The sequence below is a fragment of the Leifsonia sp. 10N434 genome (assembly GCF_056394405.1).
On sequence record NZ_JBFTHV010000005.1, the window covers coordinates 41659 to 64116 of the forward strand.

Here is a 22458-nt window from a genome sequence, read left to right on the forward strand (position 1 = left end):
TCTATGCCGTGGCCGGTCGCGGCTTGCGTACGGGGGCGCGCTTGGGCTTCGACGGCGGCTCCGAGTCGATCCCGCCGTCGACGGCACCCGAATCGATGGGGGCCTTCGCCTTGGGGAACTCGATCGGCGGAACGTCCGAGAGGGGACGCTTGTCGCTCGAGAGCCACTGCGGGCGCTCGGGCAGCTGCACGATGTCCTTGAAGATCTCGGCGATCTGGTTGTGGTCGAGCGTCTCGTGCTCGAGGAGCGCAGCCGCGAGCCGGTCGAGGATCGCCCGGTTCTCGTTGATGACCTCCCACGCCTCGTCGTGCGCCTTCTCGATGAGGGCGCGCACCTCGGCGTCGACCCGCTCGGCGATGCGCTCGGAGTAGTCGCGCTGGTGACCCATGTCGCGGCCGAGGAACATCTCGCCGTTGGCCTGACCCAGCTTGACCGAGCCGATGTCGGCGCTCATGCCGTACTCGGTGACCATCTTGCGGGCGATCGAGGTCGCCTTCTCGATGTCGTTCGAGGCGCCCGTGGTGGGGTCGTGGAAGATGATCTCCTCCGCGACGCGTCCGCCCATGGCGTAGGCCAGCTGGTCGAGCAGCTCGTTGCGCGAGACCGAGTAGCGGTCTTCGATCGGCATCACCATGGTGTAGCCGAGGGCACGGCCGCGGGGAAGGATCGTGATCTTCGTCACCGGGTCGGTGTGGCGCATCGCGGCGGCGGCGAGGGCGTGGCCACCCTCGTGGTAGGCCGTGATGAGCTTCTCCTGGTCGCGCATCACTCGGGTGCGCTTCTGGGGGCCGGCAATGACGCGGTCGACGGCCTCGTCGAGGGCGCGGTTGTCGATCAGCTGCGCGTTGGAGCGCGCGGTCAGCAGGGCCGCCTCGTTCAGCACGTTCGCCAGGTCGGCGCCGGTGAAGCCGGGCGTCTTGCGAGCCAGCACTTCGAGGTCGACGGATGCGGCGAGCGGCTTGCCGCGCCCGTGCACCTCGAGGATCTTCTTGCGGCCGAGCATGTCGGGAGCATCCACGCCGATCTGACGGTCGAAACGACCGGGGCGCAGCAGCGCGGGGTCGAGGATGTCGGGACGGTTCGTGGCCGCGATCAGGATGACGTTGGTCTTCGGGTCGAAGCCGTCCATCTCGACCAGCAGCTGGTTGAGCGTCTGCTCGCGCTCGTCGTGCCCGCCGCCGAGTCCGGCGCCGCGGTGACGGCCGACCGCGTCGATCTCGTCGACGAAGATGATGGCAGGAGCGTTCTCCTTGGCCTGCTGGAACAGGTCGCGCACACGGCTCGCACCGACACCGACGAACATCTCGACGAAGTCCGAACCGGAGATGGAGTAGAACGGGACGCCGGCCTCGCCTGCGACAGCGCGGGCGAGCAGGGTCTTACCCGTTCCGGGAGGGCCGTACAGGAGCACGCCCTTGGGGATGCGGGCGCCGACGGCCTGGAACTTCGCCGGCTCCTTGAGGAAGTCCTTGATCTCCTCGAGCTCTTCGATCGCCTCGTCCGAACCGGCGACGTCATCGAACGTCACCTTCGGGCTCTCCTTGGTCACGAGCTTGGCGCGCGACTTGCCGAACTGCATGACCTTGTTGCCGCCGCCCTGCATGCCGGAGAGCATGATCCAGAAGAACACGCCGATCAGCAGCACCGGGATGAGGAAGCCGAGCGCCGACAGCAGCCAGTTGGGCTGGGGCACCTCGTCGTCGTATCCCTTGGGCAGGTTCGCGTTGTCGACGGCCTCGACCACATCGGTGCCACGAGGGGTCACGTAATAGAACTGGACCTGGCTGCCCAGTGTCTTGTCAGGCTGCAGCAGCGTCAGGTCGACGCGGTTCTCACCGTCGACGATCTTCGCGCTCGCGACCTTGTCGTCTTTGAGGAGCTCGAGACCCTTCTGGGTCGACACCCCCTTGAAACCCGACATCGTGATCAGACTCGAGCCGATCCACACGGCGATGATGGCCAGCACGATGTAGAGAATCGGCCCGCGGAAGATCTTCTTGGCGTTCATGGTGCAGCCAGAGTACCGCCCCGCCGCTGTGCACCGCCTGCGTGTTCGCTCTCGGCGCGCTTAGCGTCGCCGAGTGCCCGCGGGACTCGCGGTAGACAGGCTGTGCGGCTAGCTGTAGACCGCAGGAGCGAGGATGCCGACGCCCCTCAGGTTGCGGTACTTCTCCGCGTAGTCGAGGCCGTACCCGACGACGAACTGGTTCGGGATCTCGAAGCCGACGTACTTGACGTCGATGTCGACGCGCGCCGCCTCCGGCTTGCGCAGCAGCGTGCAGATCTCAATGGACTCCGGACCGCGCGAACGCAGGTTGGCGAGCAGCCACGACAGCGTGAGTCCCGAGTCGATGATGTCTTCGACGATCAGCACGGTCTTGCCGCTGAGATCGGTGTCGAGGTCTTTGAGGATGCGCACCACGCCGCTCGACGCGGTGCCGGAGCCGTAGGAACTCACCGCCATCCAGTCCATCGTGATCGGCAGCTTGAGCTCGCGCGCGAGGTCGGCCATGACCATGACCGCGCCCTTCAGCACGCCGATCAGCAGCACATCCTTGCCGGCGTAGTCGCGCTCGATCTCGCGGCACAGCTCGGCGAGGCGAGAGCGGATCTGCTCCTCGGTGATGAGAATCTCGGTCAGGTCGTCGTTAACGTCCGTGAACTCCATGAGGGCGGTGCGGTCCTTAGGTCTGTGAAGAAAAAATGAGCAGCCCGTTCTGCCTGACAACTCTAACGCCTGGCAGGCTGAGTGCTTTCTGGCCGTGCCAGTCGGTGATCAGCTCCGCGACGGCGAGGGTGTGCGTGCGGCTGAGCGACACCCCGAACTCCGACGAGACGACCAGCCGGATGATCCGCTGACGCAGCGCCGGGGGGTCCGCCGACAGGCCGCGCACGTCCAGGGCGACGTGGCCGTCGTCGGTCTGCGTCACGAGCTCGAGCGCCCACTCGAGCGCGAGCCCGTCGAGCGCCTCGTTGTCTTCGCGGAGCTGCTCGGCCGTGCGGGCGAGCGCCTCCGCGACCCCCGGCCCGAGCTCCCGCTCCAGCACCGGCAGCACGGATGCCCGAACGCGCACCCGCGCGTACGACGGGTCGTCGTTGTGCGGATCGTCCCAGAACAGCAGCCCGCTCTCGGCGCAGAACGCCCTCGTCGTCTCGCGCCGGATGCCGAGCAGCGGGCGCAGCAGCCGGCCGGTGTCAGGCAGCATCCCCTGAAGACTGGTGGGGCCCGAGCCGCGGGCGAGGCCGAGCAGCACCGTCTCGGCCTGATCGTCGAGGGTGTGGGCGAGCACGATGCGCGCCGCCCCGGCCGCGGCGAGCGCCCGGTCGAAGGCCTCGTGGCGTGCGCTGCGGGCGGCGGCCTCCGGGCCCGTCGCCTCGTCGTCGACGCGCACGGTCTCCACGAGCACCGGGTCGAGGCCGAGCTGCTCCGCCTGGGCGGCCGCCGCAGCAGCCACGTCGGCCGAGCCCGCCTGCAGGCCGTGGTCGACGATCACGGCGCCGGCGCGATACCCGGCTCGAGGCGCCTCGAAGGCGGTCGCCGCCGCCAGAGCGAGGGAGTCGGCCCCTCCGCTGAGGCCGACCAGCACGAGGGCGCCGGGTGCGAGCGGCTGCGGCCGCGCCGGGCCGTGGTCGTCATGCGGGTCCGGTGTCGGGAGGGCGGCGGCCGCGGCGAGCGCCTCGCGCACGGCACGGCGCACATCCGCGATCGCGGGAGTGAGCCGTGGCCGGCGCGAGGGGTCCGGGGAGCCGTCTGCGTGCATCCCGTAACGCTATTGCACGAGCCTGTGGTCGCTCACGGGCGGATCCGGCCGGCAGCGCGTCGCTGTATCGTGATTGCAGACTTTCAAACGAGGAGAGAGCTAGGCATGGCCGAATACGACGTCATCATCGAAATCCCCAAGGGCAGCCGCAACAAGTACGAGGTCGATCACAAGACCGGTCGCGTGTACCTGGACCGCGTGCTCTTCACGAGCTTCGTGTACCCCACCGACTACGGATTCTTCGAGAACACCCTGGGCCTCGACGGCGACCCCGTCGATGTGCTCGTGCTGCTCGAGTACCCGCTCTTCCCGGGCGTTGGCGTGAAGGTCCGTCCCGTCGGCGTGCTCAACATGAGCGACGAGGCCGGCAGCGATGCCAAGGTCATCGCGGTGCCATACAAGGACCCGCGCTGGAAGCACATCCAGGATGTCAACGACATCCCCGAGGAGACCCGCAACGAGATCCAGCACTTCTTCGAGCGCTACAAAGACCTCGAGCCCGGCAAGTGGGTCAAGGTCGACGCCTGGGGCGACGCCGCCGAGGCGGAGGCGATCGTCGAGGCCGGCTTCAAGAAGCTCGCCGAAGAGGGCCACTGACCCGCTGCGCGACTGAGACAGGGGAAAGGCTCCCGACCATCCGGTCGGGAGCCTTTCTCGTTGCTCGCTGAGGTCGTCAGGCGGAGGGGCGCGCCACCTGGTACCAGGGGGAACCCCACACCGACTGCACCTTGACCACGTCGCCTTCGGTCGGAGCGGCGATCATCATGCCGCCGCCGATGTAGATGCCGACATGGTAGAAACTGCCAGGCCCACTGCCCCAGAAGATGAGGTCGCCAGCCTGGCGCTGGCTCGACGAGACGATCTGGCCGCGGCTCGCCGCCGTGTACCACTGGTCGTTCACCGAGTGGCCGCCGATGTAGATGCCCGCATACGCGTAGGCCTTCATCGTGAGGCCGGAGCAGTCGAACGAACCCGGACCCTCGCCGCCGAACACATACGGCTTGCCGAGCTGGGCTCGTGCGTAGGCGATCGCGGTATCGACCGCGTTGCCGTTCGGCGGAGCGACGACGCCGCCCCCACCGCCTCCGGAGGTGTTCCCACCACCGGAGTTGCCGCCTGAGATGCCGCCGGAATTGCCGCCGCCCGAGTTGCCGCCGCCGTTGTTGTTGTGCTGGGCCTCCTCTTCGGCCTTGCGGCGGGCCTCCTCCTCGGCGGCCTTGCGTGCGGCCTCGGCCGCCGCGGCTTGAGCGGCCTTGACGCGCTCGCCCTGAAGATAGGCCGCCTCGGTCTGGGTGGAGGTGTTCTTCAGCGTTGCCAGCTGCGCCACCAATTCGGTCGACTTCTGCTGCTGAGTCGCCAGCGCCGCCTGAGCCGCACTCTGCGCAGCCTGCGCGGCCGCGAGGGCGTCCGACGCCTTCTTCGAGAGCGACTCGCGCGCGGTCTGCGCGACCTTGGCCTGCTGCGTGAGCGACTCGGCCGCGTTCTTGTCCTTGGTCGCCTGGGCGTAGACATCCTGCGACTGCGCGGTGAGCTTGCTCATCGTCCCCAGCTGGTAGAGCAGCTGGTCGGCCTCGGTTCCCGAGCCGCCCCCCTTGAGCATCAGGTCGACGGAGACGTCCCCGGCGCCGGACTTGGCGAGGTGTGACGCGAGCAGGCCGGCGCGCATCTGCGACGTCTTCGCCTTGGCCGCGGCTTCCTCCGCCTGCTTCTGCAGGCCACTCGCCTTGGCCGTCGCCTTCTCGAGCGCGATCTTCGCCTGGAAGTACGCCTCGGCGGCCTTCTCCGACTCGACGCGCGCTGCGTCCACACTGGACTGCAGTCCCGAGATCAACGTGGTGATGTTGGCGACCATTGCCTGCTGGTTGGCGACGTTCGCCTTCGCCTGCTGCACCTCGTTCCACGACGGGTAGTCGTCGGCGAACGCCGGCGGGGTGATCACACCGATGGATGCGGTGACGACGCCCATCACGCCGGCGCCGATGGCGATGCCGGGGCGGACCCGCGAATTCTTGTCGTTCTGGCTAGCCAAGTGGCGCCTGCCTTTCCCTCATGAACGGGATGCCGTCGATCTTCGTACCGTTGATGCGCACCTCGAAGTGGAGGTGGCAGCCGGTGGAGGCTCCCGTTGTTCCGACATGGGCGATCGGCTGACCGGCACCCACGTTCTGGCCGACCCCGACCATGATGCCGCCGTCGCGGATGTGCGCGTAGCCGGTCTCGACACCGTTTCCGTTGTTGACCAGCACGAAGTTTCCGTAGCTGCCATTGGGTCCCGCGTATTCGACGGTGCCCGCTGCGGCGGCGTAGATGGGGGCATTGCAATAGGCGCCGATGTCGATGCCCATGTGCCAGGTGCTGCCGACGCCGCCGGGCGAAACACGCGGCCCGAAGCCGTCCGTGATCGAGCCCGCCGCGGGAACGGCCCAGCCCTGCGGTCCGACGTATCCGCCTGGCAGCCCGCCCGAGCCGGCGGCCGCCGCGCGGCGCGCGGCCTCAGCGACGCCCTTCTGGTAGCCGGCGACGGTTTTGGCCGTCTTGTCGCGGAAGAACGCGAGCTGCGCGTTCATGACGATGATCTGCTTCTGCTGCGCTGCGAGAGATGTCTCAGCGGCCTTCGCCGCGGCAGCGGCCGCGGCGAGTGCCTGCTGTGCCAGCACGCGGAGCCTCTCGCGCTCGGCCTTGGCCACCTTGGCCTGGTCGCCGAGTGCCTTCGCCGTGTTCTGGGACGACTTGGCGTCCGCATAGACCTTGTTCGACTGCTCGACGAGTTTCGACATGCTGCCGAGGTCGGCGAGGAGCTTGTCGGGACTCGTGGCCGAAGCACCGTTCCCGCTCAGGAAGAGGTTGGCGGTGAGATTGCGCCCTCCGCTGCGGTAGAGCTGGGCGGCCAGCTTGCCCGCCTGCAGGCTGGCGGCATCCGCCTTGGCCTTGCTCTCGTCGGCCTGTTTCTGGATCGCGGCGAGCTTGATGTTCTGGTCATCGAGTTTGGCTTGGGCGGCCTCGAGTTCTTTGCCTCGTTTGACGGCTTCGGCCTTCGTCTGCGCCACCTCGACTTTGAGCTGGGCGATGTAGGCGTTGATCTTGCTGACCTGTGCAGCGGCCGCAGACTGGTTCGCCTTGGCCTTCTGCACGTCCGACCAGCTGGGGTAGTCGGCGTAGGCCGGAGCGGCGACCGATCCGACGATCGCGACCATGCCGACGATGGCGGCCGCGAGCGCAGCGGTGAAGCGCCCGGGGCGCGCGCTCAGACCCCCGTGCTGGCGAGCCGGCCGGGGGTTGTGCGAGACCGTATCTATGCGTTTCATCGTTTCCTCGAACCCGTAGCTCGTGTGCGGCTTCAGTCACATGAGTCACACGGGTCCCGTTGTCAACGTGTGCAACTTTAGCAACACGACCCTCAGAAGCCCAGGGTCGGTGGGCTCGGAGGGTCGACGGAAGACGGGGGACGACGCGCGGCTGCACGGACGACCCGGCGGCCGTCGAGTGCGAATGTAACGCGACACGAGCGCTTAATCGTGGCGATTCGCGGCTGGTCGCGGTCTCGTCCGGAATCCGGTTTCGCACGCGCAACGCCCTGACCCGCCCGGGATTCCGGCTCGATTGGAAATTGCCGCCGGGATTCCGTATGCTTATGCGTCGGTGGTCATGCGGATCGCGGAAGCGGCCCGAGGCTGTCCGGCCCCATCGTTTAGTGGCCTAGGACGCCGCCCTTTCACGGCGGTAGCACGGGTTCGAATCCCGTTGGGGTCACTGGCAACACATATAATCGAATAGCTTCACATCGAGGCCCTGTAGCGCAGTTGGTTAGCGTGCCGCCCTGTCACGGCGGAGGTCGCGGGTTCAAGTCCCGTCAGGGTCGCCACGGCGAGAAGCCCTTCCGAAAGCGGTTCACCGCTTGGAGAAGGGCTTCCGTCTAGAGGCCGACACAGTTTCGCTCGAGACTGACCCGGCTTCGGCTCTGTAGCTCAGTTGGTAGAGCGTTCGACTGAAAATCGAAAGGTCACCGGATCGATGCCGGTCGGAGCCACTGGAACCCTCGCCTAGCTTCTACATGGCGGGGGTTTCTTGTTTCTAACAGTCGGTCACCCCGCATAAACCCCGCACATTCAAATCAGGCCGTCGAGCCGTTGATCCATGACCACGAACCTCGTTGCGACGGAGACCATCGGTGATCCTGGATAGCCTTGAAACGTGAAGCCCACCGACGGAACCGAGACGACGCCCCTCCGTCTTCAGGTCGGAGGCCTGACCCGCGCCGAGCTCCGAGCGGCGCTCCGTTCGGGCGGCGTCCTGCTCAACGCGTACGCCGAGACCCTGCTGGATCACGCGATCTTCGACTTACGAGACCGAGAAGAGATCAGCGTCGTTCAGTGCGCGCTGGCCGATCTGCATCTGAGCACCGGCGCGACTCTCCCCGAGGTGTTCTCCGCGGCACAGTCCCACGGGTTCGAGCTGGCGCCGCCCGACACCGGCCCCTACCTACGGCTCGCGATGGCATTCCAGGCGAACGCTCCGGATTCCGTGCTGTCGGCCGGCACGTCCCCCGCGGGCGCTCTCACGGTCGCTTCGGCACCACTGACTGACGACGCGAGTTTCCCTAAAGGGTTCTACCTGCGGGTCATTGAGGGAGAACAGTGGCTGCGCGGCTTCCGCTGCGAAGACGAGTACCGATTCTCGCCCGACGACAGGTTTGCGTTTCAGGTGCCCGGCCGCTGAGCGGTCTCACGATGCGGCCACCTACGAGCCGCCGGCGATGTCAGGCGCAGCCCACCCCGTCGGGGCCCTTTGAAAGAATAGGTCCATGATCGAATCGACCAACAGCCAGTCCGCAGACCATTACACCTGGGGCGAGGTCTCGGACGGTTGGCGACTCGTCGACGAACCAGGCCTCTCGGTCATCGAGGAGCGCGTTCCACCAGGGGCAGGCGAAGAATGGCACGTTCACCAGACCGCCGCACAGTTCTTCTACCTGCTCGAAGGATCGGCGCGGATGAACACCCGTGACGGCGCGGTCGATCTCGAACCGCGCAATGGCGTCCAGGTGCCGCCCGGCATACCGCACCAGCTCGTGAATCCCGGGACAGCGGACGCTCGATTCCTCGTGATCAGCGCTCCAAACACCCGCGGGGACCGTCGCGCTGCATCTGACGGCACCACCCCATAGCAAGCACGGCCCTTCGGCTACGACCCACCTCGTCGTCGGGTCTCGCTCGCGTCCGCTATCCGCGGAGGGTTTCTACGAGCTTGACGATGCGTCGGGCGCGCGTCTCCGAGGTCTTCGCCTGGTCGATCAGGCGAATCTGGTGCTTTCGTTGGCTGGTGGTGAGCGCGTCGAACCGAGCCTGAGCGGAGGGTTCGGCCTGCAGCGCGTCCGTGACGTCGGTCGGCGTTTCGTCGAGTTCGGGCGATTCGTCCACCTCGACGTCGATCACGACCTCGTCGCCGACCTCGGTGGCCGTCGCTGCGCGGTTGGCGTTGCTGAAGCCGATGAGGTGGCGCCCTCGCATGATGGCGAGTCGAGTGTGCCAGGTGTGACCGTTGATTGTCACGGTGATGCGTGGGCGCTTGGCTCCGCTGGCGTGCTCGAGGTGCTCGACAACCGTGGACGGCACCACCAACCCGCGCATCGGCTCGTTCGGTTCGACGACAGAGTTGAATTTCATGGTGCTCCTCCTTCGATCAGGGTGACCTAGCGTTCGTCCAGGATCTCTCCGTCGATGATCGTGTGGTCCGTGGTCAAGGACAGCGTGGCACCGACCAACGGGAAGTCCGCCGCGGCCTCCGCCGCAATCTGCATGTCCTCGGCGGAGTCCCAGCGCCAGATGTCGAGGTAAGAGCCGTCTTCCAGCCGGATCAGCGTCGCGGCGGCGAAAGCCGGGTTTGCCGAGCGGATGCCGTTGATCAGGTTCGTGCGGTGCTCGAGCATCGCGGCCAAGTTGCCGGTCTCGACCGTGTATCGGTGAGTTCGTACGGTAGTCATCGTGGTGCCTTTCGTCTTTGGTCGTGCGGGAGTGGTCGTTGCTGGTCGTTGCTCGGGACCGGCTCAGTTCCAGGAACCGCCGGCGAGTTGACGCGTGGTCGCGTTGAGCCGGTTGAACAGGTTCGTCGTCGCGATGTAGAGGACGAGGGCGGCCAGTTGCCGCTCGTCGAAGAAGCTCGCCGCCTCGTCCCACACCTCGTCCGAAACGGCGTCCGACCGGTCTGCCAGCCGGGTGGCGCTCTCCGCCAGAGCGAGCGCGGCGCGCTCCTCGTCGGTGAAGTACGGCATCTCGCGCCAGGCCACCACCGCGTGCAGGCGCTCGTCGGTTTCGCCTGCCTGCTTCGCGCTCTTCACGCCGGAATCCACGCACGGGCTGCATCCGTTGATCTGGCTGACCCGCAGATGCACGAGCTCGAGCGTCGAGTGCGCCAGGTCGGTCTGCCGGGCGGCTTTCATCAGCCCGAAGATCGCCCCCGAAGCGCCGTCGAGGACAGCGACCGGGTTGGACATCCGGGGTGCAGTGGTCATGGTCGAAGTCATTTCATTTCTCCTTGCCTGGGTGGCTGTTCGGTATGTCTGAAAGCCTCGTGGACCAGCAGATTCCGAACAATGTCCGGTCACGAAAGGAGCATTGCGCCCGGAGTTAACGATCGAGGAGAATGACGCGGGTGGAGCTGCGTGATATCGAGATCTTCCTGACCCTCGCCGAGGAACTGCATTTCGGTCGCACGGCCGAGAAGCTGTACATCTCAGCGCCCCGGGTGAGTCAGTCGATCGCTCAGCAGGAGAAGCGGATCGGCGCTCCACTGTTCGAGCGCACCAGCCGCAAAGTGACCTTGACACCGCTCGGCGTCCAGCTGCGCGACGACCTCGAAGCGGGCTACCGACGCATCCTCAAAGGCGTCGAGGATGCCCGGAACACCGCGCACCGTGGTCCGGACACCCTGACGTTCGGCGTGATGGGCCCGATGTGGCAGGATTTGGCGCCGATGACGGCCGTCTTCCGAAGCCGCTTCCCGCAGGTCGACTTCCGCCTCCGCGAAATCCGCATCGACGACCCGTTCACACCGATCCGGAACGGCGACGTCGACGTCGCGCTCCTCTGGTTACCGGTCGAAGAGCCCGACCTTCACGTCGGGCCGACGGCTTTCACCGAGCCGATCGTGCTGATGGTCGGACCTGCTCACGAACTCGCCGGCCGCGCCTCCGTTTCTCTCGCCGAACTCGCCGCCTACGACATCCTCCCGTCCGGACTGCCGGTCCCGGACTACTGGGAGGCGGCCGTTTTTCCAACGGCACGGCGGGTCACCGAGGGCGACGTGCCGACACCCTCTCGCGAGGAGGTGCTGTGGTCCATCACCAACGACAGCGAGTCGGTGGCGTTCGCCTGCGGCCAGGGGCTCAAGTACTACGACCGGGGCACCGCCGTGTACATCCCGATCGACGAAACGCCGACGCTGAGTTGGGGGATGGTCCATCGCACCGGCCAGATCGGCCGCTGGGCTCGCGAACTCGTCGGCATCGCCACGGAACTCGGCCCGATCGATCTCGAATTCGAGTTCGACCCGGGACGACTGCACCGCCTCCATCTGGCCGGGTGAGAACCGCGCGAAGCCTCGCCAGCTGAGGGCCCGCACACGGCGATCATGCCGAGCCCCTCGCCGATGGCCCGACCCCGCCCCGAGCCGGCCGGATCAGCTCGACCGCAGCAGCCGCGCCAGCGCCAGCCCGGCCGCTGACACCAGCGGAGCCGCGGCGATGACCAGCGCGACCGGATTCGGGCGGAACGTCGGCCCATGGGGACCGCCGATGTAGGCGCCGATCGGTATCGTGTAGCCGCCGCCACCGCCGCCGCTTCCCTCGCCGCGCGTGGCGCCATCCGGATCGTCACCAGACCCCTCGCCGCCTCCGAAGCCGAAGACGACGATCGCGACGGGGAGGATGTCGTGTCCGTCGAGCGTGGTCTTCTCGCCGTACGCGAGCCGCGCACCCCAGGAGGGCACGGAGTCAGCCAGTCTCTCGATGAGGTTCGTCATGGAACGACGGTACGCGCGTCCGAGGCCCGCGACCAGAGGCAGTGCCCATCGGCGCCGACGGGGCTCGGATTCAACTCCGGGAGCCATGCGGCGCCGAAGCCCTGTCGTGTGAGCTCCCAGCGCTGGGCTCAGTCGCCTTTTTCGTGCTTGACGGCGAGCAGGTCGATGGTGTTGAGCTCAGGGTCCTTCGCCAGCAGGTTCGGACCCACCTCGCCGAGCGCCTTGGGGATGGCGCCGTTCAGGTGCGCTTGCCGCGCATCCTCGTCGGCGAACGTGTCGAAGATGCCGAAATGCGTATCGTCGATCTGGAAGGCGTACCAGGTGCGGGTCCCCGGTTCGAGGTCGACCAGGGCTTTACCTCCGATCAGGAATTCCTTCAGGTCTCCTGCTTTGTCGGGCTTCGCTTCGAGTAGTGCCAGTACACCGAGCTTCAGTTCCATGGGTTTCTCCCTAGCGGGTCGCGACGCCCCGTCATGCGAATTCCGGAGGCGTCAGCGCGGACGGTACCCCTCGACCGGACGGTCTACTATTTGCCGCCGGCACATCGGCAGCCCAGACCGATCCGCGAGTCGTCAACCATCCTCGTCGGACTTCTTCCTCCCGAAGCGGCGGAGGAAGGCCGGCCTCTGGTCGAATCCGTGACTGGTGAGGCCGTAGAAGACCGGCAGGATGACGAAGATCACCGACGCGACGAGCGGGTGGATGAGGAAACCCAACGCTCCCGCCGCCAGGTACAGCACGACCCCGGCAAATGCCCGCGGGCGCTCGCGGGCGAAGTACGAATCGTCCACATGCTCCTCGGTGAGCTCGGGATGCCGCGCCAGGTGCGAGAAGAACACCAGCCAGGCGAGGCACAGCGCGGCCCCGACGATCGCGTACAGCGCGACGGCGACCCGCTCGTCCGTCAGATTGCCCGTCTTGGCCCTGTCGATGATCACAGCTGTCGGCCAAGGCAACAGCGCCAGTGTCGCGAGGATCCCCAAGTTCGCCCATTGCAGGCCGACGTCCATTTCCCGGACCCGGTTGAAGGCGGCCTTGTGGTTCATCCAGATCACAGCCAGGTAGATGTAGGAGGCCGCGTATGCGAGATACGTCGGCCACTGACCCAGCAGCCCGGCCAGCAGGTCGCCGGGAGGGGTCTTCGGCGGCGTGAGCTCGAGCACCAAGAGCGTGATGACGATCGCGATGACGGCGTCGCTGAACGCCTCCGCACGGCGGGTGTCCGTACGCGTCGCCATACTTCGACTATTGGACAAGTAACGGCCCTCCTCCCTGGGTGCAGCACGTGCTCCACGGGGCCTCAGGCACCCGACTGTACGCCGGTCGGCGCGGCTGTCTCCCCTGTCATCGAGGCGTCACGCGTCGGCGTCCGGTCTCGTTTCCCGATCATCGCCACGCCGAACACCAACAGGCCGAAGGCGAGAGAGGCGAGTTGCAGCAGGAACGGCGCACCGATGCGGCTGTCCCCTCCGTCCGCGGCCACGAGGGCAGTCAGAACGTCCACGAGCCACTGAACGCTCGCTGCCGCAGCCACGAGGGCGAGCACTCCGAACCCGAGAGCACCGTAGATGCGCCGCACGTCGTGGCTCGCCACAAGCACCACCACCGCGATGACAGCGCACACGAGTGCCGGGACCAGGGAAAGCCAGAACGCCGTGATCGAACTCTGGAACTCATCGGCACGACCTCCGCCGATCCAGTGCACGGGCACGGTCGCGGGCACACCTCCCCACGACAACTTCGCAGCGATCAGTACGACCGCCGGCACCCACGTCAACGCCGTTGCCATCGCATACCCGACGCGGATTCCCATCCCCCTGCTCACCGTTCCCCTGCCTCCTCGCGAGACCGACAGTCGTCGTCGTGACAAACTTATCCACCGAGGGGGCGATGAACTTGCTAGCCTTCTCGGTGGCCGTACAACTGAGCGAGGAGGTGATACCCATGAACGTATCGACGTGGGTGCTCCTTCTTGAGGTCACGGTCGGGCGATAGGTCGTCCGGGAGCGCCATTCAAGCGCATTTCCCGAAAGGCACGACCATGCAATTCACCTCTGAACCGCGTCTCAACGACGGCGTCGTAGAACGCGACTTCCTTCTCGGTGAGATTCCGGGCATCCTCTGGACGCCCGAACCCACCTCCACGCCCGCCCCGCTGATCCTGCTCGGACACCCCGGTGGACTGGCCAGGATGCGGCCGCGGTTGGCCGCCCGAGCTCGGCTCGCCGCGGCAGACGGTTTCGCCGCAGCCACCATCGAGCTCCCCGGCGCCGGCGATCGGCCCAAGCTGACCGCCGTCGACGCAGCCCGTGCCGACCTGCGCCGGGCACTCGAAGCAGGCGAGCGGGTCGACGACGACATCATCGACCGGCTCGTGCTGCCACTGGTCGAACAGGCGGTCCCGGAGTGGCGGGCTGCACTGGATGGTCTCCTCTCGCTGCCGGAGATCGAGGGGCCGGTCGGCTACTCGGGCGGGGTGATCTCCATCGGCGTCCGGCTGGCAACCGTTGAGCCGCGCATCACCGCAGCGGGGTTGTTCGCCGGGAGCTTCATACCTCGCGCCATCCTCGAGGAGGCCCGCCTCGTCACGATTCCGCTGCATGTTCTGCTGCAATGGGACGACGAGGGGAACGACCGGCAGGCGGCCCTGGAACTGTTCGACGCATTCGGTTCTCCGGAGAAGAGCTTGCATGCGAACATGGGCGGCCACACCGGGGTCCCGGCATACGCGGGTGAAGACGCGGCCGCGTTTTTCACGCGGCACCTGGGATAGCGACATGACCCGGCGTGGTCGGCACCTCACCGGAGCTTGAGGAGCCCTCCGTTCGTCGGCATGAAACCGCACGCGTCGAAGTAGAAGGTCTTCAGATGATCTTCGAAGTCGACATGGAGCCATTCGCAGCCGGCCTCGACGGAATGCTCACGTGCGATCTCGATCAGCCGAACTCCGATGCGTTGCCGTCGGACACGTGCCGCAACAGCGGTGTCTTCCACGAAGGCGTGCGTCGATCCATCCCAGATGATGTTGACGAATCCGACGAGGCCGGCGTCGTCGCGGGCGGTGACCCACCCGAGGCTCAGGCGACCGAGTTGGTCGTTCCAGTCGTCCTCGGACGGTTCATGGCCGAATGCTTCGGCGTGCAGCGCATTGATCTCCTCGTCGGCGAATGGTCCTCGCCACTCGAATCGGGTGGGGTCGAGATCTGTCTTCAACATGATGGTGTGGCTCCTTGGACGGAGGCCACGCGTTCGTGGCCTCTAACGAGTGCGGTCGGAACGGCGAGACACAACCATCAGCCGCTCCTTCCTGCGCTTGGCAACGAGTCGATCACCACGGTGACGCGAGCGTAGCACCCGGCCCGCGGTGCGTTGATCAGCAATCCGGCAGTGCAGCCGCACACATTGGTAGGGTCAAGCCATGATTCGTCGGGGGGTTGGTCGCGTCACCGCGGCCGTGGTCGCAGCATGCGTCGTGGGGCTGATGTCGGGATGCGCGCTGCTCGCTCCTCCGACCCGAACGACCCCGCGATCAGAAACGACGTCGCGAGCCGTGCCGATCGCGCAGCCGCTCCCGAACCTTCTCGTCGCCGGCCAGACGATCGGCACGGGCGAACTTCGTGTCATCGAGCATGAGCCGCTCTCGGATCCCGTTGCCGAGCATCCGCTGACGGGGGCCGTGCGCATCGTGGTCAGGCCGGACCGAGGCATCGAAGTGCGCATCCGCCCGGACGACCCGGCTCACGCCAGCCTGACCGGAATCGATCTGATGATGACCGGCAAGCGGCACGACGGCCTCCCGGGGAACATTCAAGACGAGGACCGTTTCGCCCTGATCTCGGATGCGAGCACCACGGCGTCGGATGGCGAACTCGTCATGCCTCTGCGCGTCGACCTCGCCTCATTCGGCGACCCGACGTTCCTGCACTCGATCGAGGAGACTCCCGCCGGAGACGCGCGGGTGATCGCAGCCGCGGCGATCACGTGGACGCTTCCCTCAGCGTTCCCGGGCCTGAAGGCCGTCGACAGCGGCTCCACGACGAACGCCCGCGGACGGACGGTCAGCGACAACGGAACGCTCGCCTATTACATCCCGAGCCCCTATGACACGATCTACCAGGTGACCCGGCGCTTCGGCCTCACCGAGACCCAGCTGCTCTGGCTGAACCCTGAACTGCTCGCGAACACTCCCGACCCCGAGTTGAAGAGCGGAATCGGCGTCAACCTCGACCCGGGCCGCCGCTGACCACCTCCAGCCACACATCAGAAGTTGGCGCTTGAGCCGGTGCGATCTGCGGATTAGGTTTGCCACGCGGGGCGCTCGCCTCGGGATGGCGGGGTGGGTCGATGCCTGAGTGGATCAGTTCCCGGCGGTTTCATGACGAGCCGGGCACGAGCGGCTGGCACGTTTTGTACGGCGGTGCGCAGACCGTGTACCCCACTGGGTCGTTCGCAACCGGCGTGGAGTTCATCCGCCGCATCGCAGCTGTGACCGCAGAAGTGGGCCGCGAGCCCGACATCGACCTCCGGCCGGAGGCAGTCGTCGTGCGCACTGCGGCAACGCCGGGCGGACGACTGGATATCGTCGATGCTGACCTCGTGCGGCGCATCTCGGCCATTGCCCAGGAACTGGGGCTCGAACCCGATCCGTCCCGGCTGCACACGATCCAGATCGCGATCGCCGAGGCAGAAGGTGTGCATACCGGCGACTTCTGGGTCGCCGCCCTCGGATACGAGGCGGTCGGCGGACTTCTCGTGGACCCGCTGCGGCGGGGGCCGCGGATGTGGTTCGACGAGATCAGCACGCCGGGTCGGGGCAGGACGCACATCGACGTGGCCGTCCCGAACGACCGGGCGGAAGCCCGGGTCGCCGCCGTCCAGGCTGCTGGCGGACGCCTGGCCGATGGCTCGAACGCCCCCGCATGGTGGACCCTGGCCTCGGCCGACAACCACGGCATCGATATCGCCGCGTGGGGCGACGTCGACGACGACGCGTGACCCAGGTGCTCCTCGTCCATGGTGGCCTCTGGGACGACATGGATGCGAACCGGTTCTGGAAGCGATCGGGAGTCGTCGACGGCTTGCGGGGCCGCGGATTCACCGTCATCGCACCCGACCGCGCACCGCGCGCGCCCAGCTGGGAAGCCGAGTCGACGCACCTGCAGTCCTGGCTTCCGAGCGAAGGGGCGACCGTCGTGGCCGGCTCGAACGGCTGTTCGGCGGCCCTCCGGTTAGCTCTCTCCGAACCTGACCGCGTTCATCGGTTGCTGCTGGCGTGGCCGGCGACGCCGCGGGACGAGCGCGAGCGACTTCTCGGGCAGGGCGCGCCACCGGACGTCGCAGACGCACTGCTTCGCGGCGAGACTGTACGTGGCGTGACCGATGAGGAGATAGCCGCGTTGCGCATCCCCGTGGCGGTGCTTCCGTCGGTCCCCGAGAATCCGGCACATCAGCGCACCACCGTCGATCGCCTGCTTCAGCTCCTGCCCGCGCCTCAGGAACTGCCTGGTTGTCCGGAGCCACCCCACCCGCTCTTCGCGACGCACGTCGAGGAGTTCGTGAACTCGGTGACCCGTTTCGTCGACGACCGAGAGGAGCCGGGGCGTTTGGCCGTCAGTTCTTTTTGAGCTCTTCGGTCTTCTTGAGCTCTTCGGCGAACATCACGATGATGCCGCTCGGACCGCGCACGTACGACAGCTTGTAGATGTCCTCGTAGGTGGCCACTCCGCGAAGCGGGAAGCAGCCGTGCTTCGCCGCGATCTCGAGGGCGTCGTCGATGTCGTCGACGGAGAAGGCGACGCGGTGCATGCCGATCTCGTTGGGGAGGGTGGGTTCCGTCTCGATGGCCTCGGGATGGATGTACTCGAAGAGCTCGAGGCGGCCGTTGCCGTCTGGCGTCTGGAGCATGGCGATGTTCGCGTGGTTTCCATCGAGGCCAACCGCGGTTTCCGTCCACTCGCCGCTGACCGTGTCGCGGCCGAGGACGCTCAGGCCGAGGTCGGTGAAGAAGGAGATCGCTGCTTCGAGGTCGCGAACTGCGATGCCGACGTTCTCAAGTTTGATGTTCACGCGCTGCATCCTACCGAGAGTCGCTCACGAGGGGCCGGGTCGAGAAGTCGGTCGGGACCTACGCGCGCTCGATCGTGCGGCCCGGCATCGCCTCGGCGAGCGCGATGCGCGATTCGGGCGCGCCGAAGGTACTGGCGAAGTACTGCGTCTCGTGCGCGACGGCGCCGTCGGCGAACTCCATCACCGAAACCGAATAGCTCGGCGCACCGTCGTAGGTGATGATGACTTCGCTCACCCAGAGGTCACCGCTGCCGACGATCCGCAGCACGCTGAACCGCCGATCGGCCGGATGGCCGCCCCGCTGCGCCGCGATGGTCGACCGGCCGCGGTAACGCTCACCCGATTGCGGATAGTCGAGGATCGCGTCCTCCGCATAGATCGCGTGCTCGATGTCGGTGTCGCCGGCTTCCGATGCCCGCCAGTGTTCTTCGACCGCCGCTCTGATCGCATCCATGGCGCCAGTCTCCTCCGTGACCGAGACCCGAGCGACCTCGTGCACAGCCGGGACCGATTCAGATGGGGAGAACCGGCCCCGGAAGACGGCGCTGATTCCCGACACAACGACGCCCGACTGCATGGGGAGCAGGCGATCGACCCGGAGCGCCCGCTTCCTCATCGAACGTTAGGCGCCCCACTCAGCGCGACAACACGTCTGTCCTCCGCTGCGCGCCGGCACCCTTCGACCCCCAGGTGATGGCCTGGCTTCTACGTGCTCCGCGACCGCCGAATGGGGGTGAGCCAAGGACGGGCATGGAGAGTAACCTTGCGCTTTATGAGTATCTCTCAGATTCGGGGGACGATCGAGGAGACGTTCGAACCCAAGCGCAACGCACTCAATGCTGTACGGCTGGCGCTTGCGCTGAGTGTCATCGTCTGGCACTCCTTCCCGCTCACCGGAACGCCGTCGCCCTCGCACCCGGTCACGCAGCTGCTCGGCGAGACCGGGGTCGACGGGTTCTTCGCGATCTCCGGCTTCCTGATCGTCTCCAGCTGGATCCGCCGGCCCGCCTGGTGGCCATATCTGAAGGCCCGCTTCCTGCGCATCCTTCCCGCGTTCTGGGCCTGCCTCATCCTGACCGCGCTCGTCATCGCGCCCATCGGAATCCTGCTCGCGGGCAACGGCTTCCCCGACGGATACGCGGCGAGCGCGATCGGCTACGTCCTTCACAACGCGGGGCTGGAGATGACGCAGTACGGCATCGCGGGCACCCCGGCCGGCGTGCCGTATCCGGATGTCTGGAACGGCTCGCTGTGGACGCTCTACTGGGAGTTCCTCTGCTACCTGGTCGTGCTCGCCCTCGGCCTCGCCAACCTCTTCCGCTTCAAGATCGTGGTCCCGGCGCTCTTCGTGCTCTGCCTCGCCGGTCTCATCGTGACGACGACGGGACTGAGCCACAACGTCGATCTCACGAACGGCTCCCGGTTCGGCCTGACGTTCGCCGCCGGTGCCCTCATCTACCAGTGGCGCACGGTCATCCCTGCACGATGGTGGCTGGTCGGCGTGGCCGCCGTCATCGTCGCCGTGTCGTCCCTCCTCCCTGACTACCGGGTCGTCGCCGCGCTGCCGATCGCCTACGGCGTCATCACCGTCGGCACTCTGGTGAAGGCCCGAGCCTTCCGGCTGCGCAACGATGTGTCGTACGGCACGTACATCTACGCGTTCCCGGTGCAGCAGGTTCTGGCCTCGGCCGGCCTGTCCGCACTCGGGGTCCCGGTGTTCGCGGCGATCGCCATCCCGCTGACCCTCCTGCTCGCCACGGCCAGCTGGTTCGTCGTCGAGAAGCCGGCGATGCGCCTGAAGGGTGCACGCGTCGTCACGCCGCCGCCCGTGGTGCTCGCCGAATAGCCCGCTCTAGCGCCGCGGCGTCCGCAGCCGCAATACTGAGCCGCATCGGGTTCCAACGGCTGGACCCGCAGCGAGAGGACCGCGGATGACCGCTCACCAATCCGACACGACCGAAAACGGCTTCGTACGGTACCTCAAGCGCAAATGGCTGGCCATCCTGCTCGTGGTCCTGCTGCTGATCGTCGCCATCCAGAACGGTGTCGGCAACGACCAGGCCACCATCTTCCTGCTGTGGACGCAGCTCACGATCCCGACCTGGCTGCTCGTGCTCGTCGTCTTCCTGATCGGAGGGATCGTCGGCTGGGTGTTCGCGCGCAACCGCGCGGCACGGCGCGCTCGACGCTGATCGCAGCAGATCACCGCACACCGGCCACTCGGACTCCGGATGTACCGGTAGATTCGACATTCATGTTCGCTTTCACCACGGGCCTGCGCTCGACGAGCGGCGAGTACCGCGACGACAATCAGGATTCGCTGTACGCGTCGGCCCTCTCGGCATTCGTTGCCGACGGCGTCGGCGGCCATGCCGGTGGCGATGTCGCTTCATCCGCCGTCACGATCCGAATCGCGGCAACGCTCGACGCCACCCACGGCCTGGTGCGCTCCGACGACCGCCTGCGCGAGCTGGTCGCGATCGCGAACGCTGAGCTCGCGACGCGGTCGAGACGCGACCCGGCGCTCGCCGGACTCGCCACGACCTTCACCGGGATCTTCAGCGACGGCGCCGTCATCCGGATCGCTCACCTCGGCGACTCACGGGCGTATCGGCTGCGTGCGGGCGAGCTGACGCAGATGACCCGCGACGACTCGCTGGTGCAGGAACTCGTCGAGAGCGGCCGTCTCACCAGCGAGCAGGCCAAGGTGCACCCGTACCGCTCCGTCGTGATGGAGGTGCTCACGGGCGATCCGGAGGACGGCCGGGCGCTGCACCTCGCGACGGACGCGCCCCAGGTCGGTGACCGCTGGCTCCTGACGAGCGACGGCCTGACCGACTACGTGCCGCTGGAGCTCGTGCGGGAATGCCTGGGCTCCGACGCCCATCCGCAGGATGTCGCCGATCTCCTGGTCGAGACCGCGGTGGCGCTTCAGGCGCACGACAACATCTCGGTGGTGGTGGCGGACGTCATGGAGGCGGAGGCCGAGCCCCCGTACCTGCCCGCCTTCGCAGGCGCGGCGGCGCTCGATCCCGCCTCGGCGGGGGAGCTCTAGCGGCTCAGCGGTCGGCCCGGCTCAGCGCCCGGCCCGGCGCAGCGCTCCGACGATGGCGGTGATCACGAAGAGCACGAGAGCGATGATGGCCAGCCAGAGCAGGCCCTTGACGGCGAACCCGACGAAGGCGAGAACCGCCCAGAGGACCAGCAGGATGATGACGATGGCGACCATCCCCCGACGCAACTCCGCCCGGCGGCTCCGGTCAACCGGCTACGCCAACTCCCGGCAGCCAATTCAGAGGAATCGCACCTGAATCGCATCGCGCTCTGTTGTTGGACAGAATCCCGCCCGGGTACGAGGGTTTAACCCATGGCCTACGTACCCGACCCCTCCCGCTACGACCACATGCAGTATCGCCGCACCGGCCGCAGCGGACTCGACCTCCCCGCGCTCTCGCTGGGGCTCTGGCACAACTTCGGCGACGACCGTCCCTTTGAGACGCAGCGCGCGACCGTGCTGCGTGCCTTCGATCTCGGGATCACCCACTTCGATCTCGCCAACAACTACGGACCGCCCTACGGCTCGGCCGAGGTGAACTTCGGGCGCATCGTGCGCGACGACCTGCGGCCGTTCCGCGACGAGATCGTCGTGTCGTCGAAGGCAGGATGGGACATGTGGCCCGGTCCGTACGGGCAGGGCGGAGGCGGACGCAAGTACATGCTGGCGAGCCTCGACCAGTCGCTCGACCGTCTGGGACTCGACTACGTCGACATCTTCTACTCGCACCGCCCGGACCCCTCCACGCCGCTCGAAGAGACGATGCAGGCCCTCGACACGGCTGTGCGCTCCGGCAAGGCCCTCTACGTCGGCATCTCCTCGTACGGCGCGGACGACGCACGCCGCGCGGCGGAGATCCTGCGCGACCTCGGCACACCCCTGCTCATCCATCAGCCGTCGTACTCGATGCTCAACCGCTGGATCGAGAAGGAGGGCCTGCTCGACACCGCAGACGAAGAGGGCTTCGGTGTGATCGGCTTCACCGCGCTCGCGCAGGGGATGCTCACCGACAAGTACCTCGGTGGCATCCCCGAGGGATCGCGCGCCGCGCAGGGCAGTTCCCTCGACGCCGACTGGCTGACGGACGACGCGCTGGGACACATCCGGGCGCTCAACGACATCGCGGCGGCGCGGGGCCAGTCCCTTGCGCAGCTCGCTCTGGCCTGGGCGCTCCGCGACGAGCGGGTCACCTCGCTGGTGATCGGCGCGAGCAGCGTGAAGCAGCTCGAGCAGAACGTCGGGGCCCTCGACAACCTGCAGTTCAGCGACGCCGAGCTCGCCGCCATCGACGAGCACGCCATCGACGCGGGCGTCGACCTCTGGGCGGGAGCGCGGCGCGGGGAACTCTAGCCGGGTACCACCGGCACGTCGGGCTGTCACTCCCCTTGTCGGCACCCGGGGCCGCTCGTACGGTGCAGAACAGCGCACCGGATGCGGCGCCCGGGGAGCCGTTCTTCACCGGCGGCGGGCGTCTTCCCAGTGCGCGTGGGGCGAGCCCCGGGTGGAACGGCGCTGCACCGATCCACCCGGGGCTCAGTCATGCATCGTGCCGCCTGGCGC

Annotated in this window: 28 protein-coding genes and 3 tRNA genes; 15 read left to right on the forward strand and 16 right to left on the reverse strand. The window is 67.2% G+C overall.

The window, feature by feature from the left end; genetic code table 11:
• Position 1 precedes the first annotated feature (1 nt).
• The 3 genes from ftsH to tilS all read right to left on the reverse strand — a co-directional run bounded on the left by ftsH (position 2) and on the right by tilS (position 3761).
• On the reverse strand, positions 2-2008 hold the full coding sequence (ftsH, locus tag AC1DB1_RS13865; RefSeq protein WP_271176024.1) for an ATP-dependent zinc metalloprotease FtsH: 2007 nt from the start codon (positions 2006-2008) through the stop codon (positions 2-4).
• 108 nt (positions 2009-2116) lie between these two features.
• Positions 2117-2668, reverse strand: a complete 552-nt coding sequence (hpt, locus tag AC1DB1_RS13870) for a hypoxanthine phosphoribosyltransferase (RefSeq protein WP_271176025.1) — start codon at positions 2666-2668, stop codon at positions 2117-2119.
• A 16-nt stretch (positions 2669-2684) separates the two neighbouring features.
• Positions 2685-3761, reverse strand: a complete 1077-nt coding sequence (tilS, locus tag AC1DB1_RS13875) for a tRNA lysidine(34) synthetase TilS (protein ID WP_477201203.1) — start codon at positions 3759-3761, stop codon at positions 2685-2687.
• A gap of 105 nt (positions 3762-3866) precedes the next feature.
• Between tilS and ppa the strand changes: the two genes are divergently transcribed.
• The gene (gene ppa / locus AC1DB1_RS13880) at positions 3867-4358 is read left to right on the forward strand and encodes an inorganic diphosphatase (protein ID WP_271176027.1); all 492 of its coding nucleotides are present in this window, start codon (positions 3867-3869) and stop codon (positions 4356-4358) included.
• Positions 4359-4434: 76 nt separating this feature from the next.
• On the opposite strand, the gene AC1DB1_RS13885 is transcribed toward ppa, so the two are convergent.
• Positions 4435-5790: a C40 family peptidase gene (locus AC1DB1_RS13885; protein ID WP_477201204.1), complete on the reverse strand. Its 1356-nt coding sequence runs from the start codon at positions 5788-5790 to the stop codon at positions 4435-4437.
• The gene (locus tag AC1DB1_RS13890) at positions 5783-7066 is read right to left on the reverse strand and encodes a peptidoglycan DD-metalloendopeptidase family protein (RefSeq protein ID WP_477201205.1); all 1284 of its coding nucleotides are present in this window, start codon (positions 7064-7066) and stop codon (positions 5783-5785) included. The genes AC1DB1_RS13885 and AC1DB1_RS13890 overlap by 8 nt, the downstream gene beginning before the upstream one ends.
• A 372-nt stretch (positions 7067-7438) precedes the next feature.
• Between AC1DB1_RS13890 and AC1DB1_RS13895 the strand changes: the two genes are divergently transcribed.
• The 5 genes from AC1DB1_RS13895 to AC1DB1_RS13915 all read left to right on the forward strand — a co-directional run bounded on the left by AC1DB1_RS13895 (position 7439) and on the right by AC1DB1_RS13915 (position 8925).
• Positions 7439-7511 (forward strand) — tRNA-Glu (locus AC1DB1_RS13895).
• A gap of 35 nt (positions 7512-7546) precedes the next feature.
• Positions 7547-7623, forward strand: a tRNA-Asp gene (locus AC1DB1_RS13900).
• 92 nt (positions 7624-7715) lie between these two features.
• Positions 7716-7788: transfer RNA gene (locus AC1DB1_RS13905), tRNA-Phe, on the forward strand.
• A 164-nt stretch (positions 7789-7952) separates the two neighbouring features.
• Entirely contained in the window at positions 7953-8477 is a 525-nt protein-coding gene (locus AC1DB1_RS13910; RefSeq protein ID WP_477201206.1) for a hypothetical protein, read from the forward strand.
• 85 nt (positions 8478-8562) lie between these two features.
• Positions 8563-8925: a cupin domain-containing protein gene (locus tag AC1DB1_RS13915; RefSeq protein ID WP_477201207.1), complete on the forward strand. Its 363-nt coding sequence runs from the start codon at positions 8563-8565 to the stop codon at positions 8923-8925.
• A gap of 55 nt (positions 8926-8980) precedes the next feature.
• Here the strand turns inward: AC1DB1_RS13915 and AC1DB1_RS13920 are convergent, their stop codons facing one another.
• The 3 genes from AC1DB1_RS13920 to AC1DB1_RS13930 form a co-directional block, all read right to left on the reverse strand.
• Complete coding sequence (locus tag AC1DB1_RS13920; protein ID WP_477201208.1) at positions 8981-9424, reverse strand: YdeI/OmpD-associated family protein; 444 nt, start codon at positions 9422-9424, stop codon at positions 8981-8983.
• A gap of 26 nt (positions 9425-9450) precedes the next feature.
• Positions 9451-9687 carry a hypothetical protein gene (locus AC1DB1_RS13925; protein ID WP_477201209.1) on the reverse strand — a complete coding sequence of 79 codons (237 nt, stop codon included), beginning with the start codon at positions 9685-9687 and terminating at the stop codon, positions 9451-9453.
• Between the two features lie 117 nt (positions 9688-9804).
• Complete coding sequence (locus tag AC1DB1_RS13930; RefSeq protein ID WP_477201210.1) at positions 9805-10269, reverse strand: carboxymuconolactone decarboxylase family protein; 465 nt, start codon at positions 10267-10269, stop codon at positions 9805-9807.
• A 140-nt stretch (positions 10270-10409) separates the two neighbouring features.
• On the opposite strand from AC1DB1_RS13930, the gene AC1DB1_RS13935 reads away from it, so the two are divergent.
• Positions 10410-11342 (forward strand): LysR family transcriptional regulator, encoded by a 933-nt coding sequence (locus AC1DB1_RS13935; protein WP_477201211.1) that lies wholly within the window; start codon positions 10410-10412, stop codon positions 11340-11342.
• Positions 11343-11435: 93 nt separating this feature from the next.
• Here the strand turns inward: AC1DB1_RS13935 and AC1DB1_RS13940 are convergent, their stop codons facing one another.
• The 4 genes from AC1DB1_RS13940 to AC1DB1_RS13955 form a co-directional block, all read right to left on the reverse strand.
• Positions 11436-11777, reverse strand: a complete 342-nt coding sequence (locus tag AC1DB1_RS13940; RefSeq protein WP_477201212.1) for a hypothetical protein — start codon at positions 11775-11777, stop codon at positions 11436-11438.
• Between the two features lie 128 nt (positions 11778-11905).
• Complete coding sequence (locus AC1DB1_RS13945) at positions 11906-12217, reverse strand: putative quinol monooxygenase (protein WP_271176052.1); 312 nt, start codon at positions 12215-12217, stop codon at positions 11906-11908.
• Positions 12218-12349: 132 nt separating this feature from the next.
• Positions 12350-13015: a TMEM175 family protein gene (locus tag AC1DB1_RS13950; protein WP_477201213.1), complete on the reverse strand. Its 666-nt coding sequence runs from the start codon at positions 13013-13015 to the stop codon at positions 12350-12352.
• A gap of 62 nt (positions 13016-13077) precedes the next feature.
• Positions 13078-13566 carry a hypothetical protein gene (locus AC1DB1_RS13955; protein WP_477201214.1) on the reverse strand — a complete coding sequence of 163 codons (489 nt, stop codon included), beginning with the start codon at positions 13564-13566 and terminating at the stop codon, positions 13078-13080.
• A 252-nt stretch (positions 13567-13818) separates the two neighbouring features.
• Between AC1DB1_RS13955 and AC1DB1_RS13960 the strand changes: the two genes are divergently transcribed.
• Positions 13819-14550 carry an alpha/beta hydrolase gene (locus AC1DB1_RS13960; RefSeq protein ID WP_271176055.1) on the forward strand — a complete coding sequence of 244 codons (732 nt, stop codon included), beginning with the start codon at positions 13819-13821 and terminating at the stop codon, positions 14548-14550.
• A gap of 26 nt (positions 14551-14576) precedes the next feature.
• Here AC1DB1_RS13960 and AC1DB1_RS13965 read toward each other — a convergent pair whose 3' ends face one another.
• Positions 14577-14993, reverse strand: coding sequence for a GNAT family N-acetyltransferase (locus AC1DB1_RS13965; protein WP_271176056.1), 417 nt, complete (start codon positions 14991-14993; stop codon positions 14577-14579).
• A gap of 334 nt (positions 14994-15327) precedes the next feature.
• On the opposite strand from AC1DB1_RS13965, the gene AC1DB1_RS13970 reads away from it, so the two are divergent.
• The 3 genes from AC1DB1_RS13970 (at position 15328) to AC1DB1_RS13980 (ending at position 17401) form a co-directional block, all read left to right on the forward strand.
• Entirely contained in the window at positions 15328-16020 is a 693-nt protein-coding gene (locus tag AC1DB1_RS13970; protein WP_477201215.1) for a hypothetical protein, read from the forward strand.
• Between the two features lie 101 nt (positions 16021-16121).
• Positions 16122-16772, forward strand: coding sequence for a VOC family protein (locus AC1DB1_RS13975; protein ID WP_477201216.1), 651 nt, complete (start codon positions 16122-16124; stop codon positions 16770-16772).
• 197 nt (positions 16773-16969) lie between these two features.
• Positions 16970-17401: an alpha/beta fold hydrolase gene (locus AC1DB1_RS13980; protein WP_477201217.1), complete on the forward strand. Its 432-nt coding sequence runs from the start codon at positions 16970-16972 to the stop codon at positions 17399-17401.
• On the opposite strand, the gene AC1DB1_RS13985 is transcribed toward AC1DB1_RS13980, so the two are convergent.
• Both AC1DB1_RS13985 and AC1DB1_RS13990 read right to left on the reverse strand, forming a co-directional pair.
• A complete protein-coding gene (locus AC1DB1_RS13985; protein ID WP_477201218.1) occupies positions 17388-17843 on the reverse strand; it encodes a VOC family protein in 456 nt (151 codons plus the stop codon). The genes AC1DB1_RS13980 and AC1DB1_RS13985 overlap by 14 nt on opposite strands.
• Positions 17844-17901: 58 nt before the next feature.
• Positions 17902-18297 (reverse strand): nuclear transport factor 2 family protein, encoded by a 396-nt coding sequence (locus AC1DB1_RS13990; RefSeq protein WP_271176061.1) that lies wholly within the window; start codon positions 18295-18297, stop codon positions 17902-17904.
• 318 nt (positions 18298-18615) lie between these two features.
• On the opposite strand from AC1DB1_RS13990, the gene AC1DB1_RS13995 reads away from it, so the two are divergent.
• The 3 genes from AC1DB1_RS13995 to AC1DB1_RS14005 all read left to right on the forward strand — a co-directional run bounded on the left by AC1DB1_RS13995 (position 18616) and on the right by AC1DB1_RS14005 (position 20898).
• Entirely contained in the window at positions 18616-19689 is a 1074-nt protein-coding gene (locus tag AC1DB1_RS13995) for an acyltransferase family protein (protein ID WP_477201219.1), read from the forward strand.
• 85 nt (positions 19690-19774) lie between these two features.
• Positions 19775-20035: a LapA family protein gene (locus AC1DB1_RS14000; protein ID WP_271176063.1), complete on the forward strand. Its 261-nt coding sequence runs from the start codon at positions 19775-19777 to the stop codon at positions 20033-20035.
• 62 nt (positions 20036-20097) lie between these two features.
• On the forward strand, positions 20098-20898 hold the full coding sequence (locus AC1DB1_RS14005) for a PP2C family protein-serine/threonine phosphatase (RefSeq protein WP_271176064.1): 801 nt from the start codon (positions 20098-20100) through the stop codon (positions 20896-20898).
• 21 nt (positions 20899-20919) lie between these two features.
• On the opposite strand, the gene AC1DB1_RS14010 is transcribed toward AC1DB1_RS14005, so the two are convergent.
• Positions 20920-21072 (reverse strand): hypothetical protein, encoded by a 153-nt coding sequence (locus AC1DB1_RS14010; RefSeq protein WP_271176065.1) that lies wholly within the window; start codon positions 21070-21072, stop codon positions 20920-20922.
• A 138-nt stretch (positions 21073-21210) separates the two neighbouring features.
• Between AC1DB1_RS14010 and mgrA the strand changes: the two genes are divergently transcribed.
• Positions 21211-22248 (forward strand): L-glyceraldehyde 3-phosphate reductase, encoded by a 1038-nt coding sequence (gene mgrA / locus AC1DB1_RS14015; protein WP_477201220.1) that lies wholly within the window; start codon positions 21211-21213, stop codon positions 22246-22248.
• Positions 22249-22458 lie beyond the last annotated feature (210 nt).